Below are 23461 nucleotides of genomic sequence, written 5' to 3' on the forward strand. Positions count from 1 at the left end.
TCACCGTGAACGCCTCTCGCGATCACCGCGGGTGTGATCCCGGCCAACCCTCGGTCGGACCGGCGTAAGCGTCCGACCTGGGCACACCTAGAATTCGGCGAGTGACTCCCGCCGCTCTCGCCGACCTGGTCCGCGCCTCCGCCGTGCAGGTGCTCGACGCCCGAGGCGTCGACGCCGCCGTGCTGCCGGAGCAGGTGACCATCGAACGTCCCCGCAACCCCGAACACGGCGACTACGCGACCAACCTCGCCTTGCAGGTGGCCAAGAAGGCCGGCTTCCAGCCGCGGGAGTTCGCGGAAGCGCTCGCGCAGGTCGTCGCGGCGGCCGACGGGGTGGCCGCGGCCGAGGTCGCCGGGCCGGGTTTCCTCAACTTCCGCCTCGCCGCCGACGCGCAGGGTGAGGTCGTGCGCCAGGTGCTGGCCGCCGGCGAGCAGTACGGCCGCGGCGATGCGCTGGCGGGGCGCAAGATCAACCTCGAGTTCGTGTCGGCCAACCCGACCGGCCCGATCCACCTCGGCGGCACGCGGTGGGCGGCGGTCGGCGACGCGCTGGGCCGCGTGCTGTCCGCGCAGGGCGGCGACGTCACCCGCGAGTACTACTTCAACGACGCCGGCGCGCAGATCGACCGCTTCGTGCGCTCGCTGGTGGCCGCCGCGAAGGGCGAGCCCGCGCCGGAGGACGGGTACGCGGGTGGCTACATCAACGACATCGCCGCCGAGGTCCTCAGGCAGGAGCCGAGCGCGCTGTCGCTGCCGGAGGCCGAGCGGCACGAGACGTTCCGGCGCATCGGCATCGAGCTGATGTTCACCGAGATCAAGCAGAGCCTGCACGAGTTCGGCACCGACTTCGACGTCTACTTCCACGAGAACTCGCTGCACGAGTCCGGCGCGGTCGACGCCGCCGTGCAGCAGCTCAAGGACTCGGGCAACCTCTACTTCGCCGACGGCGCGTGGTGGCTCAAGTCGAGCGAGTACGGCGACGACAAGGACCGCGTCGTCATCAAGAAGGACGGCAACCCGGCCTACATCGCCGGCGACCTGGCCTACTTCAAGGACAAGCGCAACCGCGGTTTCGACCTGTGCATCTACATGCTCGGCGCCGACCACCACGGCTACATCGCCCGGCTCAAGGCCGCCGCGGCGGCGTTCGGCGACGACCCGGACACCGTCGAGGTGCTCATCGGCCAGATGGTGAACCTCGTGAGCGAGGGCAAGCCGGTGCGCATGTCCAAGCGCGCGGGCACCGTGATCACGATGGAGGACCTGGTGGAGGCCGTGGGCGTCGACCCGGCCCGCTACGAGCTCATCCGCTACTCCGTCGACTCCACTTTGGACGTCGACCTCGACCTGCTGCGCAAGCACTCCAACGACAACCCGGTCTACTACGTGCAGTACGCGCACGCCCGCCTGTGCACGATGCTGCGCGGCGCCGCCGACCTGGGGCTCAAGTCCACTCCGGACGCCGACCTCGGCACGCTCACGCTGGCGGTGGAGGGCGACCTCATCCGCACGATCGGGGAGTTCCCCGCCCTCGTGCGCCGCGCCGCCGAGATGCGCGAACCGCACCGCGTCGCCCGCTACCTCGAAGAGCTGGCCGGCGCGCTGCACAAGTTCTACGCGGTCCGCGAGGCCCGCGTGCTCCCCAAGGGAGACGAGGAAGCCACCGCGGCCAACGTCGCCCGCGTCACCCTCTGCGAGGCGGCGCGCCAGGTGCTCGCCAACGGCCTCGCGCTGCTCGGTGTCACCGCTCCGGAACGGATGTAAGAAATGGCGCACCCCGCGGGCCCACGCCACGCCGACGTATACCCCCACGCCGATGCCTCCGGGTTCCCGCCCGCGGGTGCCGACGAACTGGACAAGCTGCCCGCGAAAGTGTGGCCGCGCAACACTTACCGCGCTTCCGACGGTGTCGTGCGCATCGCGGGTGTGGACGTGCGCGAACTCGCCGAGCAGTACGGCACGCCGCTGTTCGTGGTCGACGAAGCGGACTTCAAGTCCCGCTGCGGCGACTACGCGCAGGCGTTCGACGACCCGGCGCTGGTGCACTACGCGTCGAAGGCCTTCCTGTCGATCGAGATCGCCCGCTGGGTGGCCGAGCAGGGGCTGAGCCTCGACGTGTGCAGCGGCGGCGAACTCGCCGTGGCCCAGCGCGCGGACTTCCCGGCCGAGCGGATCACCTTCCACGGCAACAACAAGTCGGTGGCCGAGCTCGAGCTGGCGGTCGAGGCCGGCGTCGGCACGGTCGTGGTGGACTCGTACTTCGAGATCGCCCGGCTCGCCGAGGTGGCCGCGCGCCGCGAGGTCGTGCAGCCGGTGCTGGTGCGCGTGACGGTCGGCGTCGAGGCCCACACGCACGAGTTCATCGCCACGGCGCACGAGGACCAGAAGTTCGGCTTCTCGCTCGCCTCGGGCGACGCGGCCGAGGCCGTGCGCCGCGTGCTCAACGCGCCCTCGCTCAAGCTCGTGGGCCTGCACAGCCACATCGGCTCGCAGATCTTCGACGCCGACGGCTTCGAGGTCGCGGCCCGCCGCGTGGTCGGCCTGCTCGGCGACCTCGCCAAGGAGCACGGCCGCGAGCTGCTCGACCAGCTGAACCTCGTCGACCTCGGCGGCGGCTTCGGCATCGCCTACACCGAGAAGGACAACCCGCCGCCGCCCGCGCAGATGATCACGCAGATCCGCGAGATCGTGCGCAAGGAGTGCTCCTACGCCGACCTGCCGGTGCCGCGGATCGCGGGGGAGCCGGGCCGCGCGATCGCCGGGCCGGGCACCGTCACGCTGTACGAGGTCGGCACCATCAAGGACGTCGCGCTCGGTGACAACACCACCCGCCGCTACGTGAGCGTCGACGGCGGGATGAGCGACAACATCCGCACGGCGCTGTACGACGCGGTGTACGACTGCCGGGTGGTTTCGCGCTCCGCGAGCGACACCGACGAGCCCGTGAGCGCCACGCTGTCCCGAGTCGTGGGAAAACACTGTGAATCCGGCGACATCGTCGTCCGAGACTGCTGGCTGCCCGACACGCTGGCTCCCGGCGACCTGCTGGCCGTCGCGGCGACCGGTGCCTACTGCTACTCGATGGCGAGCGGGTACAACCGGCAGCCGCGCCCGGCGGTGGTGGCCGTGCGCAACGGCAGCGCCCGCGTGCTGCTGCGGCGGGAGACGACGGACGACATGCTGCGCCTGGAGGTTTGACGAGTGTCCACTGTGTCTCGATCGGACGGTCGGGCGATCAGGGTCGCCCTGCTCGGCTGCGGCACGGTCGGCAGCGAGGTCTGCCGCCTGCTCACCGAGCAGGCCGACGAACTCGCTGCGCGCGCCGGTGCCCCCGTCGAGCTGGCGGGCATCGCCGTGCGCCGGCCCGACAAGCACCCCGAGCTCCCGCAAGAGCTGCTGACCGACGACGCGGCCGCGCTCGTGCGCCGCGACGACGTGGACGTGGTGGTGGAGCTCGTCGGCGGTCTCGAACCGGTGCGCAGCTGGCTGCTCGCGGCCCTGAACTCGGGGAAGTCCGTGGTCACGGCCAACAAGGCGCTGCTGGCCGAGCACTCCGCCGACCTGTTCGAAGCCGCCGACGCCGCGGGCGCCGACCTGTACTTCGAGGCGGCGGTCGCGGGGGCCATCCCGCTGCTGCGCCCGCTGCGCGAATCGCTCGCCGGCGACCGCATCACGCGCGTGATGGGCATCGTCAACGGCACCACGAACTACATCCTCTCGGCCATGGACACCACGGGCGCCGGCTACTCGGAGACGCTCGACGAGGCCGGCCGTCTCGGCTACGCGGAAGCCGACCCGACGGCCGACGTCGACGGCTACGACGCCGCGTCCAAGGCCGCGATCCTCGCCTCGCTGGCGTTCCACACGCGCGTGACGCTCAAGGACGTGCACCGCGAGGGCATCGCCGACGTCACGGCGTCGGACCTGCACGCGGCCCGCGCGCTGGGCCGCACGGTCAAGCTCCTGGCCATCTGCGAGCGCGTGACGGCCGACGACGGCGCCGAATCGGTTTCGGCGCGCGTGCACCCGGTGATGATCCCGCGCAGCCACCAGCTCGCGGGGGTCGGCGGCGCGTTCAACGCCGTGTACGTCGAGGCCGACGCGGCGGGCGAGCTGATGTTCTACGGCCAGGGCGCCGGTGGCTCGCCGACGGCGAGCGCGGTGCTCGGCGACCTGGTCGCCGTGGCCCGCAACCGCGTGGCCGGCGGCCGCGGCCCGCGCGAGTCCGCGCACGCCGCGCTGCCCGTGCGCCCGATGGGCCAGACGCCCACGCGCTACCACGTGAGCCTCGACGTCGCCGACCGCGCGGGTGTCCTGGCCCAGGTGGCGCAGGCGTTCGCCGCCCACGGCGTGAGCATCGCCGCCGTGCGCCAGCGCGACGCCAACGACACGGCGAGTCTCGTGGTGGTCACCCACCTGGCGCCCGACGCGGCGCTGCGGTCCACTGTGGACGAGATCGCGAAGCTCGACGTGGTGCACGAAGTCGTGAGCGTGATGCGCGTGGAAGGCGAAGACCAATGAGTGCGTGGCCAGGGATCATCGAGGCGTACCGCGACCGCGTCCCGGTGCCGGACGGCGCACGGGTGGTGACGCTCGGCGAGGGCAACACGCCGCTGCTGCCGGCCGCGCACCTGTCCGAGCTCACCGGCTGCACGGTGTACCTCAAGGTGGAGGGCGCGAACCCCACCGGTTCGTTCAAGGACCGCGGCATGACCGTGGCCATCACCCACGCGCTCGCGAGCGGGCTCAAGGCCGTGATCTGCGCCTCCACGGGCAACACGTCCGCCTCCGCGGCCGCGTACGCCGCGCGCGCCGGGCTCACCTGCGCGGTGCTGGTGCCGCAGGGCAAGATCGCGATGGGCAAGCTCGCCCAGGCGGTGCTGCACGGTGCGCGCATCCTGCAGGTCGACGGCAATTTCGACGACTGCCTGGAACTCGCCCGCAAGACCGCGGCCGACTACCCCGTGACGCTCGTGAACTCCGTCAACCCGGTGCGCATCGCGGGCCAGAAGACGGCGGCGTTCGAGGTGTGCGACGTGCTCGGTGCCGCGCCCGACATCCACTGCCTGCCGGTGGGCAACGCGGGCAACATCACTGCCTACTGGGCCGGGTATTCGGAGTACGCCGAGGACGGTGTGGTGAAGAACACCCCGCGCATGTTCGGCTTCCAGGCCGCGGGTGCCGCGCCGCTCGTGCTCGGCGAACCGGTGTCCGATCCCGACACGATCGCCACCGCGATCCGCATCGGCAGCCCCGCTTCGTGGGCCGGTGCGGTGAAGGCGAAGGACGCGTCCAGCGGGCTGTTCGAGGCGATCACGGACGAGAAGATCCTCGAGGCCTACCGGCTGCTCGCCGTGCGTGAGGGCGTGTTCGTGGAGCCCGCGTCGGCCACCAGCGTCGCCGGCCTGCTGGCGACCGCCGCCGACGGCCGCCTGCCCAAGGGCGCCACGGTCGTCTGCACGGTGACCGGGCACGGCCTCAAGGACCCCGCGACCGCGCTCGAGGGCAACGTCGAGGTCGAGCCGCTGGCCGTGGACCCGTCGGCGGTCGCCGCGGCGCTGGAACTGCGGTGACGAGCCCCTCGGGCCCGCCGGTCGGTGCGTCGTTCCGGGCCACCGTGCCGGGTTCGACGGCCAACCTCGGCCCGGGTTTCGACGCGCTGGGCCTGGCGCTGGCGCTGCACGACGTCGTCGAACTGCAGGTGACCGAAGACGGTCTCAAGATCGAGGTCGTCGACGCCGGCGCGGGCGGCGTCGCCGACGTGCCGACCGACGAAACGCACCTCGTCGTGCGTGCGATCCGCCGCGCGTGCGCGCACCTCGACGTGCGCCCGCCGGGGCTGCACTTGCGCTGCTTCAACAAGATCCCGCACGCACGTGGCCTCGGTTCCTCGGCCGCGGCCGTGGTTTCGGGCGTCGCGCTCGGGTACGCCCTCGCGGGTGTTCCGCTCGACGACGAGGCGTTGCAGCTCGCGGCCGAGTTCGAGGGCCACGCGGACAACGCCGCGGCCAGCCTGCTCGGCGGGCTCGTGGTGGCGTGGAGCGAAAACGGCCGCTTCCACGCCGAACGCGTCGAGCCGAGCGCCTCGATCCGCCCGGTGGTGGCGGTCCCGGCGCTGAAGTCGTCCACCGACGCCACGCGCGGCCTGCTCCCGCAGCACGTCCCGCACGCCGACGCGGCGCACAGCGCGGGCCGCACGGCGCTCACGGTGCTCGCGATGACGCAGAAGCCCGGGCTCCTGCTCGCCGCCACGGAGGACCGGCTGCACCAGGACTACCGGGCGAGCGCGTACCCCGCCAGCTCCGAGCTGGTGCGCACGCTCCGTGCCCGTGGTGTGGCCGCGACGATCTCCGGCGCAGGTCCGACGGTCCTCGCGCTCACGGAGACGGGAATACTGCCGTCGGATGTGGACGTTGACACTTTCGACGTCCGCGAGCTGGGCGTCGATCTCGCCGGTGTGCAGGTTGCGGCTCAGTAAAGCCCCGGTCACGTGGCGGCCGGAACGTGCGCCACGCGGGGGGTGGTTGTTGCACCCGCCCACCGGGCGGTCTACCCTCGGGGGCGTTCGATCACCGTGCGTTTCCGCACCCGATGCCGGTCCTGTTCGCTCCTCGCGAGTCTCCGGTCCGCATCCTTCGTCGATCCGCCGATCCGCACCGCCTGGCAAACGGGAGCGGAGGGACGCAGGCGGGTTTCCGGTTTCGGCGGTGCCGAATTTCGTTTCCTCCGTTTGGGGGAGGCAAACACCCCTGTGCTGGCGACGCTCTCGCTGTGTCTCGCACGGCTAGGCGCGGGTCGTCCGCATCGGAAGCAAATGCCGTTTCGCAGCACGCGATCGGCGGCAGTCCGCTGATCCACCTGGAGGCGTGGATCGGTCAGGAAGGACATGTGTGAGCAACACCGATCTGTTGAGCGGCGACGTGGAGACCCCCGCCGCGGCCGCTGAGACGAATGGGGCTGCGGCTGCTCCGAAGCGCCGCACCGGGGGCCTGTCCGGGATGGTCATCGCCGAGCTGCGCCAGCTGGCGGGCGAACTGGGTGTGGGCGAGACCACGGGGATGCGCAAGGGCGACTTGATCGCCGCGATCCGCGAGCGGCAGGGCAAGACGAAGAAGCGCACCGCCCCGGCGGAGACGCTCCCGCTCGAGGGTGTCGGCGACGCTCCGGCGCCGAAGACGGCCAAGGCGCCGAAGTCCGACGAGCCGGCCCGCGCCGAGAAGAAGCGCGAAGCGGCTCCGAGCGCCGAAGCCGCGCCCGCCCCGAAGGCGGAGACCAACGGTTCCGCGCCCGAGGCGTCCGCTCCGGCCGAGGCGCCGGCGGAGAAGCCCGCGCAGCAGGAGCGGCCGGACAACGGCCAGCAGAACGACGGCCAGTCCGAGGAAGGCGGCCGCAGCCGGCGTCGCCGGGGCGCCAACCGCGCCGCGGGCGCGCCGGACGGCCAGCGCGAACAGCGTGACGGTGGCCAGCGCGGTGACCGCAACGACCGGAACGACCGCGGTGAGCGCGGCGGCCGGGACAACCGCGGTGGCCAGGACAACCGCCAGCGCAACAACCAGCAGGACGGCGGCAACAACCGCGGTCAGCAGGACAACCGCGACAACCGCGCGCAAGGCGACGACGACGAGGAAGGCGGCCGCCGCGGCCGGCGCTTCCGCGACCGCCGCCGGCGGGGCAGCGGGGGCGGCCGGGGCGAAGGCGGTTCGCCCGACACCGAGATCCGCGAGGACGACGTCCTGCTGCCGGTCGCCGGTATCCTGGACGTGCTGGACAACTACGCGTTCGTCCGCACCTCCGGTTACCTGGCCGGTCCGAACGACGTGTACGTCTCGCTGTCGCTGGTCCGCAAGTTCGGCCTGCGCCGCGGTGACGCCATCACCGGTGTCGTCCGCCAGCCGCGCGAGGGCGAGCAGCAGCGGCAGAAGTTCAACCCGCTGGTGCGCGTCGACTCGATCAACGGCCTGGAGCCGGACGAGGCCAAGCGCCGTCCCGACTTCACGAAGCTGACGCCGCTCTACCCCAACGAGCGCCTGCGCCTCGAGACCGAGCCGCACAAGCTCACCACCCGCGTGATCGACCTGATCATGCCGGTCGGCAAGGGGCAGCGCGCCCTGATCGTGTCGCCGCCGAAGGCCGGTAAGACCACGATCATGCAGGACATCGCCAACGCGATCACCACGAACAACCCCGAGTGCCACCTCATGGTCGTGCTGGTCGACGAGCGGCCGGAAGAGGTCACGGACATGCAGCGGTCCGTGAAGGGCGAGGTCATCGCCTCGACCTTCGACCGCCCGCCGGCCGACCACACCTCGGTCGCGGAGCTCTCGATCGAGCGCGCCAAGCGCCTCGTCGAGATGGGCCACGACGTGGTCGTCCTGCTCGACTCGATCACCCGCCTCGGCCGCGCCTACAACCTGGCCGCGCCGGCGTCGGGCCGCATCCTGTCCGGTGGTGTCGACTCGACCGCGCTGTACCCGCCGAAGCGTTTCCTGGGTGCCGCGCGCAACATCGAGAACGGTGGTTCGCTCACCATCTTCGCCACCGCGATGGTGGAGACGGGCTCCACGATGGACACGGTGATCTTCGAAGAGTTCAAGGGCACCGGCAACGCGGAGCTCAAGCTCGACCGCAAGATCTCCGAGCGCCGCGTGTTCCCGGCGGTCGACGTCAACCCGTCCGGCACCCGCAAGGAAGAGCTGCTGCTCCCGCCGGACGAGCTCGCCGTCACGCACAAGCTGCACCGCGTGCTCCACGCGCTCGACTCGCAGCAGGCCATCGACCTGCTCCTGTCGCGCCTGCGCAAGACGAAGAACAACATCGAGTTCCTGATGCAGGTCTCGAAGACGGCCCTCGGCGGGAACGACGAGGACTGAGTTCGCTGCTCCGAAGGGCCCCTCGAGCGGTTCGAGGGGCCCTTCGGCGGTTCACTCCCGTGAACCGTTCACGAACAACCAGCCGGCCTCGCCGGAAGGTGCAGAAGGCGTACAACCGGTGGGCGGTTGACTCCGGCGGGGTGGCTGTGGGTCGAGGAATACCAGGCCAGGAGGGTCTGTTGAGGAAGGTGTCAGCTCGTCTGGCACAATGACCCGCTGAAGTCCGGCACCGGTTCACCCCGATCTGGGGACCCGGGGCCAACGAGAGAGGACACCATGAAGAGCGGTATTCACCCTGACTACGTGGTCACCCAGGTCACGTGCAACTGCGGGAACAGCTTCACCACCCGCAGCACCAAGGAGTCGGGCCAGATCCACGTCGAGATCTGCTCGAACTGCCACCCCTTCTACACCGGTAAGCAGAAGATCATGGACACCGGTGGCCGGGTCGCGCGGTTCGAGAAGCGCTACGGCAAGCGTCAGAAGAACGACGCCAAGTAGCTTCGCCGACGGCGCCCACCTGCACAGCGGGTGGGCGCCGTTTGCTGTCTCCAGTAATCGTTTCGAGGCCGGGAAGAAGGCGCGCAGTGGATTCGACGTCGCTCAAGGGGCTGCTCGAGGAGCACGCCCAGCTGGAGACGCAGCTGGCGGATCCCGCCGTGCACGCCGACCAGGCGAAGGCCCGCAAGCTCGGCCGCCGCTACGCCGAGCTCAGCCCGGTCGTGAAGGCCGTGCGCGAGCTCGACCAGACCCGCGACGACCTCTCGGCGGCCAAGGAGCTGGCCGCGGAGGACGCGGCGTTCGCGGCGGAGGCCGAAGAGCTGGCCGCGAAGGTCCCCGAGCTGGAGTCGCGGCTCACCGAACTGCTGCTGCCGCGCGACCCGTACGACGGGTCGGACGTGGTCATGGAGATCAAGTCGGGTGAGGGCGGCGAGGAGTCGGCGCTGTTCGCCGGCGACCTGCTGCGCATGTACCTGCGCTACGCCGAGCGCCACGGCTGGAAGGCCGAGGTGCTCGACTCGACCGACTCCGACCTCGGCGGCTTCAAGGACGTCACGCTGTCGATCAAGAGCAAGGCCGCCGACGTCGACGGCGTCTGGTCGCGGCTGAAGTTCGAGGGCGGCGTGCACCGCGTGCAGCGCGTGCCGGCGACCGAGTCGCAGGGCCGTATCCACACGTCCGCCGCGGGTGTGCTGATCTACCCCGAGCCCGAAGAGGTCGAGGTCGAGATCGACCCCAACGACCTGCGGATCGACGTCTTCCGCTCGTCGGGCCCCGGTGGCCAGAGCGTGAACACGACGGACTCGGCCGTGCGCATCACGCACCTGCCGACCGGCATCGTCGTGTCGTGCCAGAACGAGAAGTCGCAGATCCAGAACCGCGCCCGCGCGCTGCAGGTCCTGCAGGCGCGTCTGCAGGCGATCGCCGAGGAGGAGGCCGCCGCGAAGGCGTCGGACGCCCGGCGTTCGCAGGTCCGCACCGTCGACCGCTCCGAGCGCGTGCGCACGTACAACTTCCCCGAGAACCGCATCTCGGACCACCGGGTGAACTACAAGGCCTACAACCTCGACCAGGTGCTCGACGGCGACCTCGACGGCGTCCTCGACGCACTGGCGACCGCCGACCGCGAGGAGCGGCTGGCGGCGCAGGCCGGCTGAGTCACACCCTCGCCGGGATCTCCTCGGTCAGCGGTTCGTCGTCCTCGCCGAAGACCGGCTCCTCGGGCGCTTCGTCCTCGGCGCGGGGAAGCAGGCTGAGGACGCCGAAGACGATCGCCAGCGCGGTCGGGAACAGCGTGAGCAGCTGGTGCTTCACGCCTTCCACGCCCTCGCCCAGGGCGGACAGCCCGAGCTGGCCGACGGCGAAGAACGTCAGCAGGAACACGACGAGCCCGAATTCGCGCCGCCGCCGGCGGAACGCGCGCACGCCGGCCCAGGCCAGCAGCACCCAGATCGGGATCAGCACGAACAACCCGGCCGGCGCGGCGAGTGCGGCGAGGCCGGAGAACACCGGCACGCGGTACTCCTTCGACAGCCGCGGCTGACCGGAGAGCTCACCGAAGCTGCCCAGGTTGTCCGGCCGCGCGGTGAGCGTGTTCACGCCGCCCTGCTGCAGGATCTCCGTGACGCGCTCGGGGTGCGTCGAGTAGTACTGCACCACGTTGCGGCGGCTGATCTTGTCGCGGTACCGCGGGTAGAGCGGGTCGGTCTTCGCCGCACCTGGGGTCCACCAGCCGGTGCCGATGTACTTCGCGAACGATTGCGGCAGCCCGAGTGCGGCCAGGTCGGCGTTCGTGTCGTGTTTGCCGTCCACAATGGAGTCGAAGATCGCGTTGTACACGTTGGCCTCGCGGTACTCCGCGTTGGCCGGGTCGCCGTCGGACTGCACCGCGAGCGTCCCCGCGCCGACGATCGCGAGCACGACCACGGGCAGCGCCCAGCGGGCTTTGCCGCGCGCGCCGTTTGGCTTCACGAGGAGAACCGCGAGCACGAAAAGGGGGATGAGCAACAGGGTCTGCGACTTCGCGGTGATGCCGATCAGTCCACCGAGGACGGTGATGGCGGCGCCCGCGTAGCGCCGGGCGCCGTCGCGGTGCATCAGCAGCAAGCCGCCGGCGATCAGCAGCAGGCCGAGGAAGGCCGCGCCTTCGCTGAGCGTGGAGGAGAAGTAGCCGAAGAACGCCGAGTCGCCCATGACGAGCAGCAGCAGGGCCGTCGCGACGACCTTGCCGCGGCGTTCCAGGTCAAGGCCGGTGACGGCGGCGGTGATCGCCACCGCGATGAGCACGCAGGTACCGACGCCGAGGACCAGCAGGTTCAGGATGGCGCTCGAACCGAAGAGATGGCCGGCCTTGCTCGCGAGCCAGTCGAGCCAGCTCTGGCTCGAGACGTAGTCGCTCGTGCAGGGGACCCCGGCGCCGTAGCTGAACCGGACGAAGCCCTCCGACGGGCGGTCGAGCTGCTTGCTGCCGAGCTTGCAGAGCAGCCGCCAGCCGTCGCCGTTGTCGGCCATGCCGATGGGTCTGGGGACGAGGAAGCGGACCAGGAGGAGGGCCAGGGAAGCGACGAAGATCGCGAGACCGAAGCGCAGCTCTTTGGTTCGCACCCGGCCGAGTGTAGGCAGGGCGGTGCCGGGCCGCCGTCTGCGGGCACCCCGGTCACCGGCACCACGCCGGTACCAGGGCGCCCGCCCGCGCTCAGCCGGCCCAGTAGCCGGTGATGAACCGGATGAAGATCAGCGCACCGATCGTCGCGTTGGCGTAGAGCACCGCGTAGACCACACCCCGCAGCTTCGGGCGGCGCTGCGCGAACAGCACCAGCGCCACGTACATCACGAGGCACGGCAACAGGTAGCGGTGCACGGACACCACGTTGTTGTTGATCGTGAGCATCACGATCGAGGCGATGCCGAACAGCGCGAGCGGGATCCCGTCGGCCCGCAACGCGACGAAGACGTACACCGAGGAAATCAGCAGCAGGACCAGGCCGATGGTCGGCAGCACGTGACTCATCAGCGTCCACCCCGTCATGGGGACGTCGCCGAGCAGTGCGTGGGCCGTCAGCTTCGCCTCGCTCCACGCGGTGGCGAAGATGTCCGGGTTGAACTTGTGGTACGACCAGGCCGGGACACCCTCGAGCGCGGTGAAGCTCGCCGTCGCGCTGCCGGTCTGCAGCTTCATGTAGACCATGTGCGCGCCCAGGCCGAGGAACGCGGCCGGGAACCACAGCAGGCGCCAGTTCAGCAGCGCTCGGGGTTTCCAGCCGCCCGCGCGCCAGAACTCCAGGAAACACAGGCCGACGAACACCGCCGCCGTGATCCGCGCCGCGGTCAGCGGGATGAGGCACACGCCCATCCACAGCCACTGGCGGCGCAGCGCGAACAGGTAGGCCCAGAAGCCCAGCGCGCAGAACACGGCTTCGCTGTAGAACGAGTGCAGGAAGAACGCCGCCGGCGCGGTCAGGAACGCCGCCACCACGAGCCACGGCGCGCGGTCGCCGGTGAAGAAGTGCCGGGCGATCTTCAGCAGCGCCACCGTCGCCAGCCACGTCGCGACGACGTTGACCACGAACCCCGCGACGAGCAGGCCGAGCAGGTGGAAGGTGATCGTCTGCAGGAACCACACGCAGATCGGGAACACGGGGTAGAAGGCGCGCAGCGGCACGTAACTGCCGGTGTACGCGTGCTGGGCGATCTCGCCGTAGTTGCCGGCGTCCCAGCGGTAGGTGTGCGCCAGCACGCTCCACGTCGACCCGATCCCGGTCTTGGGGATGCCCTCGCTCGTCGGGCTCGACGGGCCGAACAGCCACGCGACGGCGATCAGCACGACGTTCCACACGAGCACGGCCGCGAGCACCTTCGCGAAGTCGCCGGTGAGCCACGCGGGCACGCGGGCCGCGCGCGGCGTTTCCGGCGCCGGGCCCGCGTCGTCGAGCGAAGCGGGCGGAACGGCGGTGCTAGTCATGAGCGGCCTCCTGGGCCGGAGTCGGGACCACCTCGCGGCGGGTCCGGAAGACCACCTTGTGGTAGAGCACGTAGTTCCACACCAGCCCGACCACGATCCCGCCGAACTTCGGGACCAGCGGCGTGACCCCGGGCAATGCGGTGGTGACCGCGTAGATCACCAGCGCCTGCACGACCCACAGGCCGAACGCGGTGACGGCGAAGAACAGCAGCGCCTGGCGGCGGACGTCGCCGTCCTTGGCGCGGAAGGTGAAGGATCGGTTGAGCGTGAAGCTCAGCAGCATGCCCGCGGTGGTGGAGCAGAAGTTCGCGACGAACAGCGGCAGCCCGGCGACGGAGTACAGCAGCAGGTAACCGAGGGCGTCGACCAGCGTGTTGGCGACCCCGACGAGGCCGAACCGCAGCTGCGTCGCGGTGATCAGCTTCACCGGGCGCCGGTCCCGGCGTCCACACCGGACCCGACGGCCTGCACCAGCTGGGACAGCCCGGTGCGCACGGAGGCGACCCCGTACAGCGGCCGGTTCTGCACCTGGGAGTAGGTGCGCCCGATGTAGCTGCCGAGCACGCCCAGCATGATGATCTGGATGCCGCCGAGGAAGAACATCGCGATGGTGATGAACGCCCAGCCCGGCACGGCCGTCTGCGGCGCGAAGAGCTTCACCCCGATCACGTAGAGCACGCCGAGGAAGCTCAGCGCCGAGATCAGGTACCCGAGCCGGCTGATCAGGCGCAGCGGGGTGACGGAGAAGCCGAGGATGCCGTCGGCGGCGAAGCGGAGCATCTTCCGCAGCGGGTAGCCGGTGACCCCGGCGTGGCGCTTGTCGCGGTCGAACAGCACGGCCGTCTGCTTGAAGCCGATGTAGCTGACCAGGCCCCGCAGGAAGCGGTCGCGCTCGCGGTAGCGGCGCAGCTCGTCGACGACCTTGCGGTCGATCAGCCGGAAGTCGCCGGTGTTCTTGGGGATGTCGACGGCGGCCATCTTGCGCAGGAACCAGTAGAAACCGCCTGCCGTGAGCTTCTTGAAAGCGCTGTCCTGGCGCGAGCGGCGCTGCGCGTAGACGACGTCGAAGCCCTCTTCCCACTTCTCGATCAGCTCGAGCGCGACGCGCGGCGGGTCCTGCAGGTCGCTGTCCATGATGATCGTCGCGTCGGCGTCGACGAGGTCCAGACCGGCGGTGACGGCCAGCTGGTGGCCGAAGTTGCGGGCCAGCTCGACGACGGTCACGCGGCTGTCGCGTTCGGCCAGTGCGGTGAGCAGCACGAGCGAGCTGTCGCGGCTGCCGTCGTCGACGTAGAGGAAGCTGACTTCGTACCGGTCGGCCAGCGGCCTGGTGACCTCGTCCACGGTCCGGTGGAGCAGGTCGATGTTGCCTTCCTCGTTGAAGATGGGGAAGACGAACGCGATCCGGCGTCTGTCGCTCGAGGGCTCCGAAGACACGCCACTCATGACGGGACTCCCGTTTGACTCAATGAATCGGGCGAACGCGCTGATCCGCGGCCCGGAGGACCTCAGGATCTTAAGAGATCACGCTCACGGTGCTTCTCCGGGCCCGCATCCGGGCCCGCCTGCGGCCAGGCGGCTCCGGAAGCGGGCCGGAAGTCGATACGCTGGGGCGGAGGATTTCGACGTGAGGGAAAACTTGTGAATCGGCAGCCGCTGCGCCTGGCCATCATGGAGGCGACCCGGATTCTCACCGAGGCGGGCGTGGAGTCGCCGCGGGCGGACGCGGATCTGATCGCCTCGCACGTGCTCGGGGTGGAGCGGGGCCGGTTGCCGATGGTGCCGCTGGTGGATCCGCCGGTGATCGAGGCGATCGGGCAGCTGGTCCAGCAGCGGGCCAAGCGCATCCCGCTGCAGTACCTCACCGGGTGGGCCGCGCTGGGCAACGTCACCGTGAACGTGGGGCCCGGGGTGTTCGTGCCGCGGCCGGAGACCGAGCTGCTGCTCGAGTGGGGCGTGAAGAGCCTGCACGGGCGCGAGTACCCCGTGGTGGTCGACCTGTGCACGGGTTCGGGGGCGCTGGCCCTGGCCGTGGCGCACGAGCGGCGCGACGCGGTCGTGTACGCGGTCGACGTGGACCCGCAGGCGCTCGCGTGGGCGCGCCACAACGCCGACGTCCACGCCGACGCCGGTGACACCCCCATCCGCCTGTACTCGGGCGACATCGCCGACCCGACGATCTTCGCCGAGCTCGACGGCCTCGTCGACCTGGTGCTGTGCAACCCGCCGTACGTCCCGGAGGGCACCCCGGTGCCGCCGGAGGTCGCGGAGCACGATCCGGCGCGCGCCGTCTTCGCCGAGGAGAGCGGCCTGGCGGTGATCCGCCACGCCATCGCGGCCGGCGCCCGTCTGCTGCGCCCGGGCGGCGCCCTCGCCATCGAGCACGACGACACCCACGGCTCGGCCGTCCCGGCGCTCGTGCGGGCCCGCCGGGTCCTGACCGCCGTCGAGGACCACCCCGACTACACCGGCCGGCCCCGGTTCGTCACCGCTCGCCGGCTCGGCTGACGCCAGGCCCATGGGAAAACCGCTGTCCGGGCGGGTTCTGCGCGCGTAGGGTGCGCGCGCATGGCCTGCCGGATCACCGAACTCGTCATCGACTGCGCCGACCCCCAACGCCTGGGCGAGTTCTGGTGCGAAGTCCTCGGCTACGTCGAACTCGGCTGGGACGGCGACGACCTGGAGATCGGCCCGCCCGGCGCCGGCTTCGGCGGGCCGCTGCCCACGCTGGTGCTCAGCCGCAGCACGGACCCGAAGCGCGGCAAGCTGCCGCTGCACCTCGACGTGAGCCCCACGGACCGCGACCAGGACGCGGAACTCGAGCGGCTCTTCGCCGCGGGCGCGCGCACCGCCGACGTCGGCCAGACCGGCGACGAATCGTGGCACGTCCTGGCCGACCCGGAGGGCAACGAGTTCTGCCTGCTGCGCCGCCGGGTCGAGCCGGTGGCGACCGACGGCTCGACGACCGCGGCCGGCTGATCTTCCCGGCGTCTCACGCTGTCCGGGGTCGCTGATCCGGCCGCCCGTTGCACGATCCCCGAGTTCCGACGCCAGTGCGCTGAAGCGCGCCCGGCTCGTCCCGCTGTGGCCGCCGAACCGCCGCTTCACCCGTTACCGCCCCGCTGTCCGACTTTCGTCGTGAGGCAATGGGGTCCGATTTCGTTCGCAACCCTAACTAATCGCGGTCGACTGCATACCGTCGATCACCGGGCCGTCCGCTCCGGGACGGCCCGAGCGTGAAGGAGTGTGGATGAGACCCTCCTGGAAACCCGCGCGGCGCACCGCGAAAGCCGCCGCTCTCGTCGCCGCCGTCGTCCTGGTGCCCGCGCTGACGGCGGGCACGGCGAGCGCCGACACGTTCAGCCGCGGCTGGCCCGCGCCGATCGACTCCGCGCACTGGGCCGACCAGGCCGCGATGACGTGGAACGACTACCGGAAGGTCCCGGGCACGAACTGGGCCGACCCGTCCCTCAAGCCCACGCAGCGCACCTTCAAGGGCGCCGTCGTGCTGGCGGACTACCCCGACGAGGACTTCGTCGTCACGAAAGCGCCCCACTCGACCGTGTTCGGGAACCCCGGGCCGGCCGCGAGCGGCCTCCCGCGCGAGGGCGTCGCGCAGTACTACCAGGACTTCCTCAACAAACCGGAGTCACTCAACCACGGCCACACCATCAACGAGTACTGGATGGAGGACTCCGGCGGCCGCTTCGGCGTCGACCTGACGGCGTTCGGGCCGTACCGGCTGCCGGGCAAGTCCTACGAGTACGGCATGGAGTTCCAGGAAGGCGCCTGCCCCGCCGGCGACACCTGCGACCGCGACCTGCGCACCGACGCGCGCGCCGCGTGGAAGGCCGACGTCGGCGCGCTGGCCGACCAGTTCGACTTCGTCTTCTTCCTCTCCGCGGGGCAGGACGAGAGCTCGACCTGGCAGGAATTCGGCGAGATGAAGTTCGGCAGCCAGGACGCGGTGTCCGACGAATTCGGCCCGCCCGACCCCGCCCTGCCCAACTACGCCGACACGCGCTACGTCCCGTGGACCTCGTGGGCCTCGGCGTCGACCATCTGGCCCAACGCCCAGAACGGCTCCTCGACGCAGGCCGAAAGCTCCGGCCAGGGCACCTACGCCCACGAGTTCAGCCACATCCTCGGCATCGGCGACAACTACAACAACCCGTTCGGCAACCCGCCGCAGCGCGCGTACACCGGGCCGTGGGAAATGCTGTCGCGCGGCAGCTTCAACGGTCCCGGCGGCCCGCACACGCGCTGGCAGATCCCGGCGACGGAGGGCGGTTCGATGGGCGCGCACCACATGCTGCGCAACAAGCTCAAGCTCGGCATCGTCGACCCCGCCGACGTGCTGCAGCTCGACCGCGACCAGCTCGCGAAGACCGGACCCGTGACCGCTCGCGTCACGGCGCGTGAGGTCGCGCCCGAACCGGGCTCGTACACGGGCATCACCATCGCCCTGCCGGGTGGTGACAAGTCGCCGAAGTGCGACCGGAACACCGACCCGCTGTGCGACGGCGGCGGCTACGACAACTACACCCTCGAGGTCGTCGACCGCATGGGCTCCGACTCGTTCGCGCCCGACTCCGGCGTGCTGCTGGCGAAGACGAAGAACCGCGACGCCGCCCCGTTCGAGTGGATCGTCGACGCCAACCCGCAGGACATCGGTCTCACCGACTACGTGAAGCCGGACGGCACACCCGTCAAGATCACCATCGGCGACTACCGGCAGCTCAACGACGCGACGTTCAAGGCCGGCACCGGCTCGTCGGGCGAGTACGAGTACACCGACGAGGCCAACCGGCTGCGCTTCCTGGTCACCGACCTCGCGCGCGACCGCCGCGGCGTCCTGTCGTACACGGTCACCGTCGCGTCGCTCGACGGGTCCGGCTCGCAGACGCGCGGTGCCCGCCTGTGGCCGGCGCTGCCCGCGTTCACCCAGGGTGGCCTCGCGAAGTGCGACTTCCGGCTGCTCAACACCGGGTCCGCACGGGGTGCGAAGGCGCCGTACGACACCGACACCTACCGGCTGAGCGTCGCCACGGACACCCCGGGCTGGGAGGTCCGGTTGCCCAACGAGCTGGCCACGGCGAAGTTCGGGCAAAGCACCCAGGTCGTGGCGTACGCGAAACGGGCACCGAGCGCGTCGCGCACAGCCCACGTGACGCTCACGGCCACCTCCGTGAGCGACCCGGGCAAGACGAGCACCGCGAGCTGCCCGGCCATCGGGTTGTGACCCGGCGTCCCCGGCACCTGACCACCGGATTCGGGTGCCGGGGACGAGGGCTAGGCTTCGCGGCATGAGTGCGGTGTACGACTGCAGCAAGCGCGAATCCCGAACCGAAGGGCTGGCCGCCGCGGCCGCCGCCGTGCGGTCCAGCCGGCTGGTGGTCCTGCCCACCGACACCGTCTACGGCATCGGTGCCGACGCCTTCGACGCGGGCGCCGTGCAGGCGTTGCTGCGCGCGAAGAACCGCGGCCCGGACATGCCCGTGGGCGTGCTCGTCGGTTCGTGGTCCACTGTGGACGGACTGGTGCTGGGGGTGCCGCCGCAGGCGCGGGCGCTCGTGGAGGCGTTCTGGCCCGGCGACCTGTCGATCGTGCTGCCGCACGCGCCGAGCCTGCAGTGGGACCTCGGCCAGTCGCGCGGCACGGTGATGCTGCGGATGCCGCTGCACCCCGTGGCGCTGGAGCTGCTGCGCGACGTCGGCCCGATGGCCGTGTCGAGCGCGAACGTCTCGGGCCGCCCGCCCGCGTCCACCGCGGCCGAGGCGCAGGACCAGCTCGGTGACTCCGTGGCGGTGTACCTCGACGGCGGTTCGAGCGGCGAACCCGTCGCTTCGTCGATCGTGGACCTCACCGGTGAAAAGCCGCTGGTGCTGCGCGAAGGCGCGGTCACGCGCGCCGCGATCGCCGAGGTCATGGGCATTCCGGTCGAATCGCTCGCCTGAGCGGTCCACTGTGGCCGCACGGACGGGAGGCTCCGTTGAACCGCGTGACATCCGGTCGCGGTAGCGTGACGCGGTGACTCGGACCCCCCGGCAGGCGTGACGCGGTCATGCCCCCTGTGCAAGGACTTCTCCCGATCCGGGAGTACCTCCTCGTCGCGCTGACCGCGACGGCGGTGACGTACCTGCTCACCGGCGTCGTCCGCCGCGTCGCGATCCGCATCGGCGCGATCGCCAACCCGCGTGCCCGCGACGTCCACGTGACGCCGATCCCGCGCATGGGCGGCGTCGGCATCTACCTCGGTGTGGCCGCGGCGATGGGCCTGGCGCACCAGCTGCCCGCGCTGAGCCACGGGTTCGACGCTTCGCTCGACTCCGTCGGCGTGCTGCTCGCGGCCGGCGTCATCTCGCTCATCGGCGCGCTGGACGACCGGTTCGAGCTCGACGCGTGGACGAAGCTCGCCGGGCAGGTGATGTGCGCGGGGATCCTCGTCATCTTCGGTGTGCAGTGGGTGTCGTTCTGGGTGCCGTGGGGCGGCACCGGTGACTCGTTCGGTTCGGTGCTGGTGCTGGACAAGAACCAGGGCGCGCTGCTGACCGTCGTGATGGTCGTGGTGATGGTCAACGCGATGAACTTCGTCGACGGCCTCGACGGCCTCGCGGGCGGCCTCGGTTTCATCGCCGCGACAGCCACGTGCGCCTTCTCGCTGGGCCTGCTCGACAACACCGGCGGCGACTTCGGCACCTACCCGCCGGCCCTCATCGCCGCGACGCTGGCGGGCGCTTGTCTGGGCTTCCTGCCCTACAACTTCCAGCCCGCCAAGATCTTCATGGGCGACTCGGGGTCCATGATGATCGGCCTCATGCTCGCCGGCGCCACGACGTCCGCGAGCGGCCGCGTCAGCTACACGCGTTTTTCCGCCTCCGACGCGCTCGCCCTGCTGTCCCCGCTCGTCGTGGTCGTCGCGGTGCTCTTCGTGCCCGTCCTGGACCTCGTCATGGCCGTCATCCGCCGCACCCGCCGCGGCGAAAGCCCCTTCGCGGCGGACAAGATGCACCTCCACCACCGCCTGCTCGAAATCGGCCACTCCCAGCGCCGCGCCGTGCTGCTCATCTACTTGTGGGCCGGCATCCTCGCGTTCGGCGCCGTGTCGGTCACGCTGTTCGACAGCCCGCTCGTCTTCTGGGGCATCGGGGCCGGTCTGCTGGTCGCGGTGCTGGTGTCGCTGGTGCCGCGGTTGAGGTCGCGCAACCGCGCCACGGGCTGAGTGTTCGCGAATTTATTTCAGTTCTTGGAATCGTGCCCCGTTCGAGGGAAAACCGGCGAAGTGTTGACCATGATCACTTCCGCCGGTCAATCTCTTTTGCGAGGGGGTATTCGAGGGGGCTGGGGAGTCCGAAGGTGCTTATCGTGCCTTTGGTGTGTCTTGGTGCGTCTCTTCGACCTCCTTTCGATTGTCGAATGGGGAGGAAAATCGAAAATGAAGAAGATGTCCAAGGCTGCGCTGGGGCTACTCGCAGCCGGAACGATGATGGCGAGCTTCCCGGCGCCAGCTCCGCTGCCACGGCAACAGTTGTGAGCCCTGCCACCAGCCTGAAGAACGGGTTCATCGGATGGGTGCCCTCCGACGGGCACGGGTGCGGTGCGACCTCGGCGGACTGGAGCCGGTACTACCACCACTGCACGAACGACGGCAGGTCGATCCAGGTTCTGGCCCGATTTGTCCTCGTGGGCAACACTATCGCTTGTGTCGGGCCGGGTCAGACGGTCAAGGTCGGCGTCACCACGACGTACAGCATGGATTGGAACGGTCAGACGTGCACCAATCCTGGCACGACCTGGCCCGCATGATTCGCGAGCACTAATTTTCTGAGGAAACCTCGAACGTTTGTGCCTCAATCGGCTTCCTCTGAAAATGGGTGAATCGAATACGGCTGCCTCGGGGGCTGCGCTGCTGCACGCCTCCGGGCAGCCGTGCTCGGCGAGAAGCCGCAGGCCGGGGCCTCAAGAGCCTGATCACCAGGGTCTCTACACTCGGTGCCGAACCGAGTAGGGAGTCAGTGGTGAGCGAAACCGAAACCTCGACCGAAGCCCAGGAGAACCCGCACGCCAAGGTGGTGCTGCAGGCCGCCCGGGCGATGACGCGGGCTTCGCTGCTGATCACGCCGCCGGCGGTGGCGCTGTGCATCGTGCTGTTCAGCATCCTCTACGGACTGCACGGGTTCCTCGGTTCACTGGTCGGGGGTGTGCTCGCGTTGCTCGCGTCGCTCTCGACGCTGGGGTTGATGCGCTTCAGCGCAGGCCAGGACCCGATGTTCGTCATGGTCATCGCGCTCGGTGGGTACGTCGTGAAGATCGTCGTTCTGTTCGCGGCGCTTTCGTTGCTCAAGGGCGTCACGGCGTTGCACGCGCTTTCGCTCGGCATCACGATGGTCGTGGCCATCCTGCTGGCTGCAGCGGCGGAGTTCGTGGCCTTCCGCAAGACGAAGATCCCTACGATCATCCCGTCCTGACCACCCGCGGGCGGTGTCACTCAGCGTAGGACGACCTAGAGCAGCCGAGTGTGACCTGAAACACACTCGACATCTTTCGTGTGGCTGGCGGAGTCGGCCGGGTGGCTCACCTGCGATCTTGCGGATCGGTCGTGAGCGGTTCCGGACTTGGGTCCCAACCGGTCCCGGGACCTAAGTCCTGCGCTGATCGGTTGGCATGGAGTACGGCTGTACGGCACTGATTGACCTGCTGGTATGGTCCGCGTCAAGGGTGGCGGACTCGGCCGCACACTCCCTCAGACGAACCTCGATCAGCAGTGTGGCGACCTGATGGTTCCGCCCCTCAGCCGCTGGTCCGAAGTGGATTGCAGGGCAGTGTTCACGCGAGACGACCTCCGCGCACGGCACGAAAAGTGTTCACCGCGCGGTGGAGCCAGCCGCCTCTAACGTGCTCGTACCTATCGGGTACGTTAAGTCCAGATCGTGACGATTCCCCCGGCGGAGTGAACGCCGGCCGGGAGAACCGGGAGGAGCGCAGTGATCGCGCTGGTACTGACCGAGGGTGCGACTTTCACGCCCCCTGGTACTGATGCCTTCGAGCTGCCGCCGTTTTTGGGGTCTGGCGACTGGGGCTTGAACAAGCCGAAGCTGCTGGTGATCATCTCGTTGATCATCGTCGCCACCTACTTCCTGGTGGCGTCGCGCAAGCTGAAGATCGTGCCGACTAAGGGCCAGTTCATCGCCGAGTCCCTCTACGACTTCAGCCGCAACAACATCACCCGGCAGCAGATCGGCTCGAAAGAGTTCAAGCCGTTCATCCCGCTGGTTCTCGCGTTGTTCACCTTTATCTTGCTGAACAACCTCTTCGGGATCATTCCCTTCTTCCAGTTCCCGACCATGGCGCGGATCGGCTTCCCGCTGGCGTTGTCGCTGCTCGTGGTCTACCCCGTGTACCACTACGTGGGCATCAGGAAGTACGGCTTGGGCGGATACCTGAAGAACCAGCTGGCGCCGGCGGGGATCCCGAAGTTCGTGCTTCCGCTCTACAGCCTGATCGAGTTCGCGCAGAAGTTCTTCATCACGCCGATCACGCTGGCCATCCGTGTTTTCGCCGCGATGTTCGCCGGTCACCTGATCATCATCGTGTTCACCCTGGGCGGCACCTTCCTGCTCACGGAGACCGCGGGCTGGGCCCTCAAACCGGTTTCGGTCCTGGGCTGGGTCCTGGCGATCCTGATGACTTTCCTCGAGGCCTTCATCCAGGTGCTGCAGGCCTACATCTTCGCCCTGCTGTCGGCCGGGTACATCGGCGCCGCGCTGGCGTCGGAGCACTGAGAAACACACAAGCCCCCGATCCGCGTGAGTGCGCGGACCGAAGTGAAGGGAAATGCAAGTGAGCGCCAACCTCGTTCTCGCCCAGGCCGCCGAGCAGGCTGTCAACATCAACCCCGGCCTCGCCGCCATCGGTTACGGCCTGGGTGCGATCGGCCCGGGCATCGGCATCGGCTTGATCTTCGCCGCCGTCATCAACGGCACCGCTCGCCAGCCGGAGGCCCAGGGCAAGCTGCAGGGCATCGGCTTCTCGACCTTCGTGCTCACCGAGGTTCTGGCGCTGATCGGTATCGTCATCTTCTTCATCGCCTCCTGAGCGAACCGCTCATCTCTCATCACTAAGGAGACGTC

Annotated in this window: 21 protein-coding genes; 17 read left to right on the forward strand and 4 right to left on the reverse strand. The window is 69.8% G+C overall.

The genetic code is table 11. The annotated features are described in order from the left end of the window. Positions 1-101 precede the first annotated feature (101 nt). The 8 genes from argS (at position 102) to prfA (ending at position 10527) form a co-directional block, all read left to right on the forward strand. Complete coding sequence (gene argS / locus ACIA77_RS17205; RefSeq protein ID WP_395886852.1) at positions 102-1763, forward strand: arginine--tRNA ligase; 1662 nt, start codon at positions 102-104, stop codon at positions 1761-1763. 3 nt (positions 1764-1766) lie between these two features. Next, positions 1767-3197: a diaminopimelate decarboxylase gene (gene lysA / locus ACIA77_RS17210; RefSeq protein ID WP_395886853.1), complete on the forward strand. Its 1431-nt coding sequence runs from the start codon at positions 1767-1769 to the stop codon at positions 3195-3197. A 12-nt stretch (positions 3198-3209) separates the two neighbouring features. Continuing rightward, positions 3210-4520 carry a homoserine dehydrogenase gene (locus ACIA77_RS17215; RefSeq protein ID WP_395887040.1) on the forward strand — a complete coding sequence of 437 codons (1311 nt, stop codon included), beginning with the start codon at positions 3210-3212 and terminating at the stop codon, positions 4518-4520. Further along, entirely contained in the window at positions 4517-5572 is a 1056-nt protein-coding gene (gene thrC / locus ACIA77_RS17220) for a threonine synthase (RefSeq protein ID WP_395886854.1), read from the forward strand. The genes ACIA77_RS17215 and thrC overlap by 4 nt, the downstream gene beginning before the upstream one ends. Beyond that, entirely contained in the window at positions 5569-6477 is a 909-nt protein-coding gene (thrB, locus tag ACIA77_RS17225) for a homoserine kinase (RefSeq protein WP_395886855.1), read from the forward strand. Before thrC ends, thrB begins: the two co-directional genes overlap by 4 nt. 412 nt (positions 6478-6889) lie before the next feature. Further along, the gene (gene rho / locus ACIA77_RS17230) at positions 6890-8869 is read left to right on the forward strand and encodes a transcription termination factor Rho (RefSeq protein ID WP_395886856.1); all 1980 of its coding nucleotides are present in this window, start codon (positions 6890-6892) and stop codon (positions 8867-8869) included. Positions 8870-9145: 276 nt separating this feature from the next. Next, on the forward strand, positions 9146-9370 hold the full coding sequence (gene rpmE / locus ACIA77_RS17235; RefSeq protein WP_204093742.1) for a 50S ribosomal protein L31: 225 nt from the start codon (positions 9146-9148) through the stop codon (positions 9368-9370). Between the two features lie 86 nt (positions 9371-9456). After that, positions 9457-10527, forward strand: a complete 1071-nt coding sequence (prfA, locus tag ACIA77_RS17240) for a peptide chain release factor 1 (protein ID WP_395886857.1) — start codon at positions 9457-9459, stop codon at positions 10525-10527. Position 10528: 1 nt separating this feature from the next. Here the strand turns inward: prfA and ACIA77_RS17245 are convergent, their stop codons facing one another. The 4 genes from ACIA77_RS17245 to ACIA77_RS17260 all read right to left on the reverse strand — a co-directional run bounded on the left by ACIA77_RS17245 (position 10529) and on the right by ACIA77_RS17260 (position 14777). Then, positions 10529-11974 (reverse strand): hypothetical protein, encoded by a 1446-nt coding sequence (locus tag ACIA77_RS17245; RefSeq protein ID WP_395886858.1) that lies wholly within the window; start codon positions 11972-11974, stop codon positions 10529-10531. A 91-nt stretch (positions 11975-12065) separates the two neighbouring features. Next, positions 12066-13331, reverse strand: a complete 1266-nt coding sequence (locus ACIA77_RS17250) for a mannosyltransferase family protein (RefSeq protein WP_395886859.1) — start codon at positions 13329-13331, stop codon at positions 12066-12068. Beyond that, a complete protein-coding gene (locus ACIA77_RS17255; protein ID WP_395886860.1) occupies positions 13324-13758 on the reverse strand; it encodes a GtrA family protein in 435 nt (144 codons plus the stop codon). Before ACIA77_RS17255 ends, ACIA77_RS17250 begins: the two co-directional genes overlap by 8 nt. Beyond that, positions 13755-14777, reverse strand: coding sequence for a glycosyltransferase family 2 protein (locus tag ACIA77_RS17260; protein ID WP_395886861.1), 1023 nt, complete (start codon positions 14775-14777; stop codon positions 13755-13757). Before ACIA77_RS17260 ends, ACIA77_RS17255 begins: the two co-directional genes overlap by 4 nt. Before the next feature lie 195 nt (positions 14778-14972). On the opposite strand from ACIA77_RS17260, the gene prmC reads away from it, so the two are divergent. From prmC to ACIA77_RS17305, 9 genes are all read left to right on the forward strand, one after another. After that, the gene (gene prmC, locus ACIA77_RS17265; protein ID WP_395886862.1) at positions 14973-15839 is read left to right on the forward strand and encodes a peptide chain release factor N(5)-glutamine methyltransferase; all 867 of its coding nucleotides are present in this window, start codon (positions 14973-14975) and stop codon (positions 15837-15839) included. A gap of 60 nt (positions 15840-15899) precedes the next feature. After that, on the forward strand, positions 15900-16310 hold the full coding sequence (locus ACIA77_RS17270) for a VOC family protein (RefSeq protein ID WP_395886863.1): 411 nt from the start codon (positions 15900-15902) through the stop codon (positions 16308-16310). Between the two features lie 271 nt (positions 16311-16581). Then, positions 16582-18573, forward strand: coding sequence for a M6 family metalloprotease domain-containing protein (locus tag ACIA77_RS17275; protein ID WP_395886864.1), 1992 nt, complete (start codon positions 16582-16584; stop codon positions 18571-18573). Positions 18574-18637: 64 nt separating this feature from the next. After that, positions 18638-19288 carry an L-threonylcarbamoyladenylate synthase gene (locus ACIA77_RS17280; protein WP_395886865.1) on the forward strand — a complete coding sequence of 217 codons (651 nt, stop codon included), beginning with the start codon at positions 18638-18640 and terminating at the stop codon, positions 19286-19288. A gap of 107 nt (positions 19289-19395) precedes the next feature. After that, positions 19396-20553, forward strand: coding sequence for a glycosyltransferase family 4 protein (locus ACIA77_RS17285; protein WP_395886866.1), 1158 nt, complete (start codon positions 19396-19398; stop codon positions 20551-20553). A 162-nt stretch (positions 20554-20715) separates the two neighbouring features. After that, a complete protein-coding gene (locus tag ACIA77_RS17290; RefSeq protein WP_395886867.1) occupies positions 20716-20865 on the forward strand; it encodes a hypothetical protein in 150 nt (49 codons plus the stop codon). A 484-nt stretch (positions 20866-21349) separates the two neighbouring features. Continuing rightward, positions 21350-21799 carry a hypothetical protein gene (locus tag ACIA77_RS17295; RefSeq protein WP_395886868.1) on the forward strand — a complete coding sequence of 150 codons (450 nt, stop codon included), beginning with the start codon at positions 21350-21352 and terminating at the stop codon, positions 21797-21799. A gap of 516 nt (positions 21800-22315) precedes the next feature. Further along, on the forward strand, positions 22316-23113 hold the full coding sequence (gene atpB, locus ACIA77_RS17300; RefSeq protein WP_395886869.1) for a F0F1 ATP synthase subunit A: 798 nt from the start codon (positions 22316-22318) through the stop codon (positions 23111-23113). A 58-nt stretch (positions 23114-23171) separates the two neighbouring features. Then, positions 23172-23426, forward strand: coding sequence for an ATP F0F1 synthase subunit C (locus tag ACIA77_RS17305; protein ID WP_395886870.1), 255 nt, complete (start codon positions 23172-23174; stop codon positions 23424-23426). Positions 23427-23461: the final 35 nt, after the last annotated feature.

This window comes from Amycolatopsis sp. NPDC051903 (genome assembly GCF_044452505.1).
Classification (GTDB): Bacteria; Actinomycetota; Actinomycetes; order Mycobacteriales; family Pseudonocardiaceae; genus Amycolatopsis.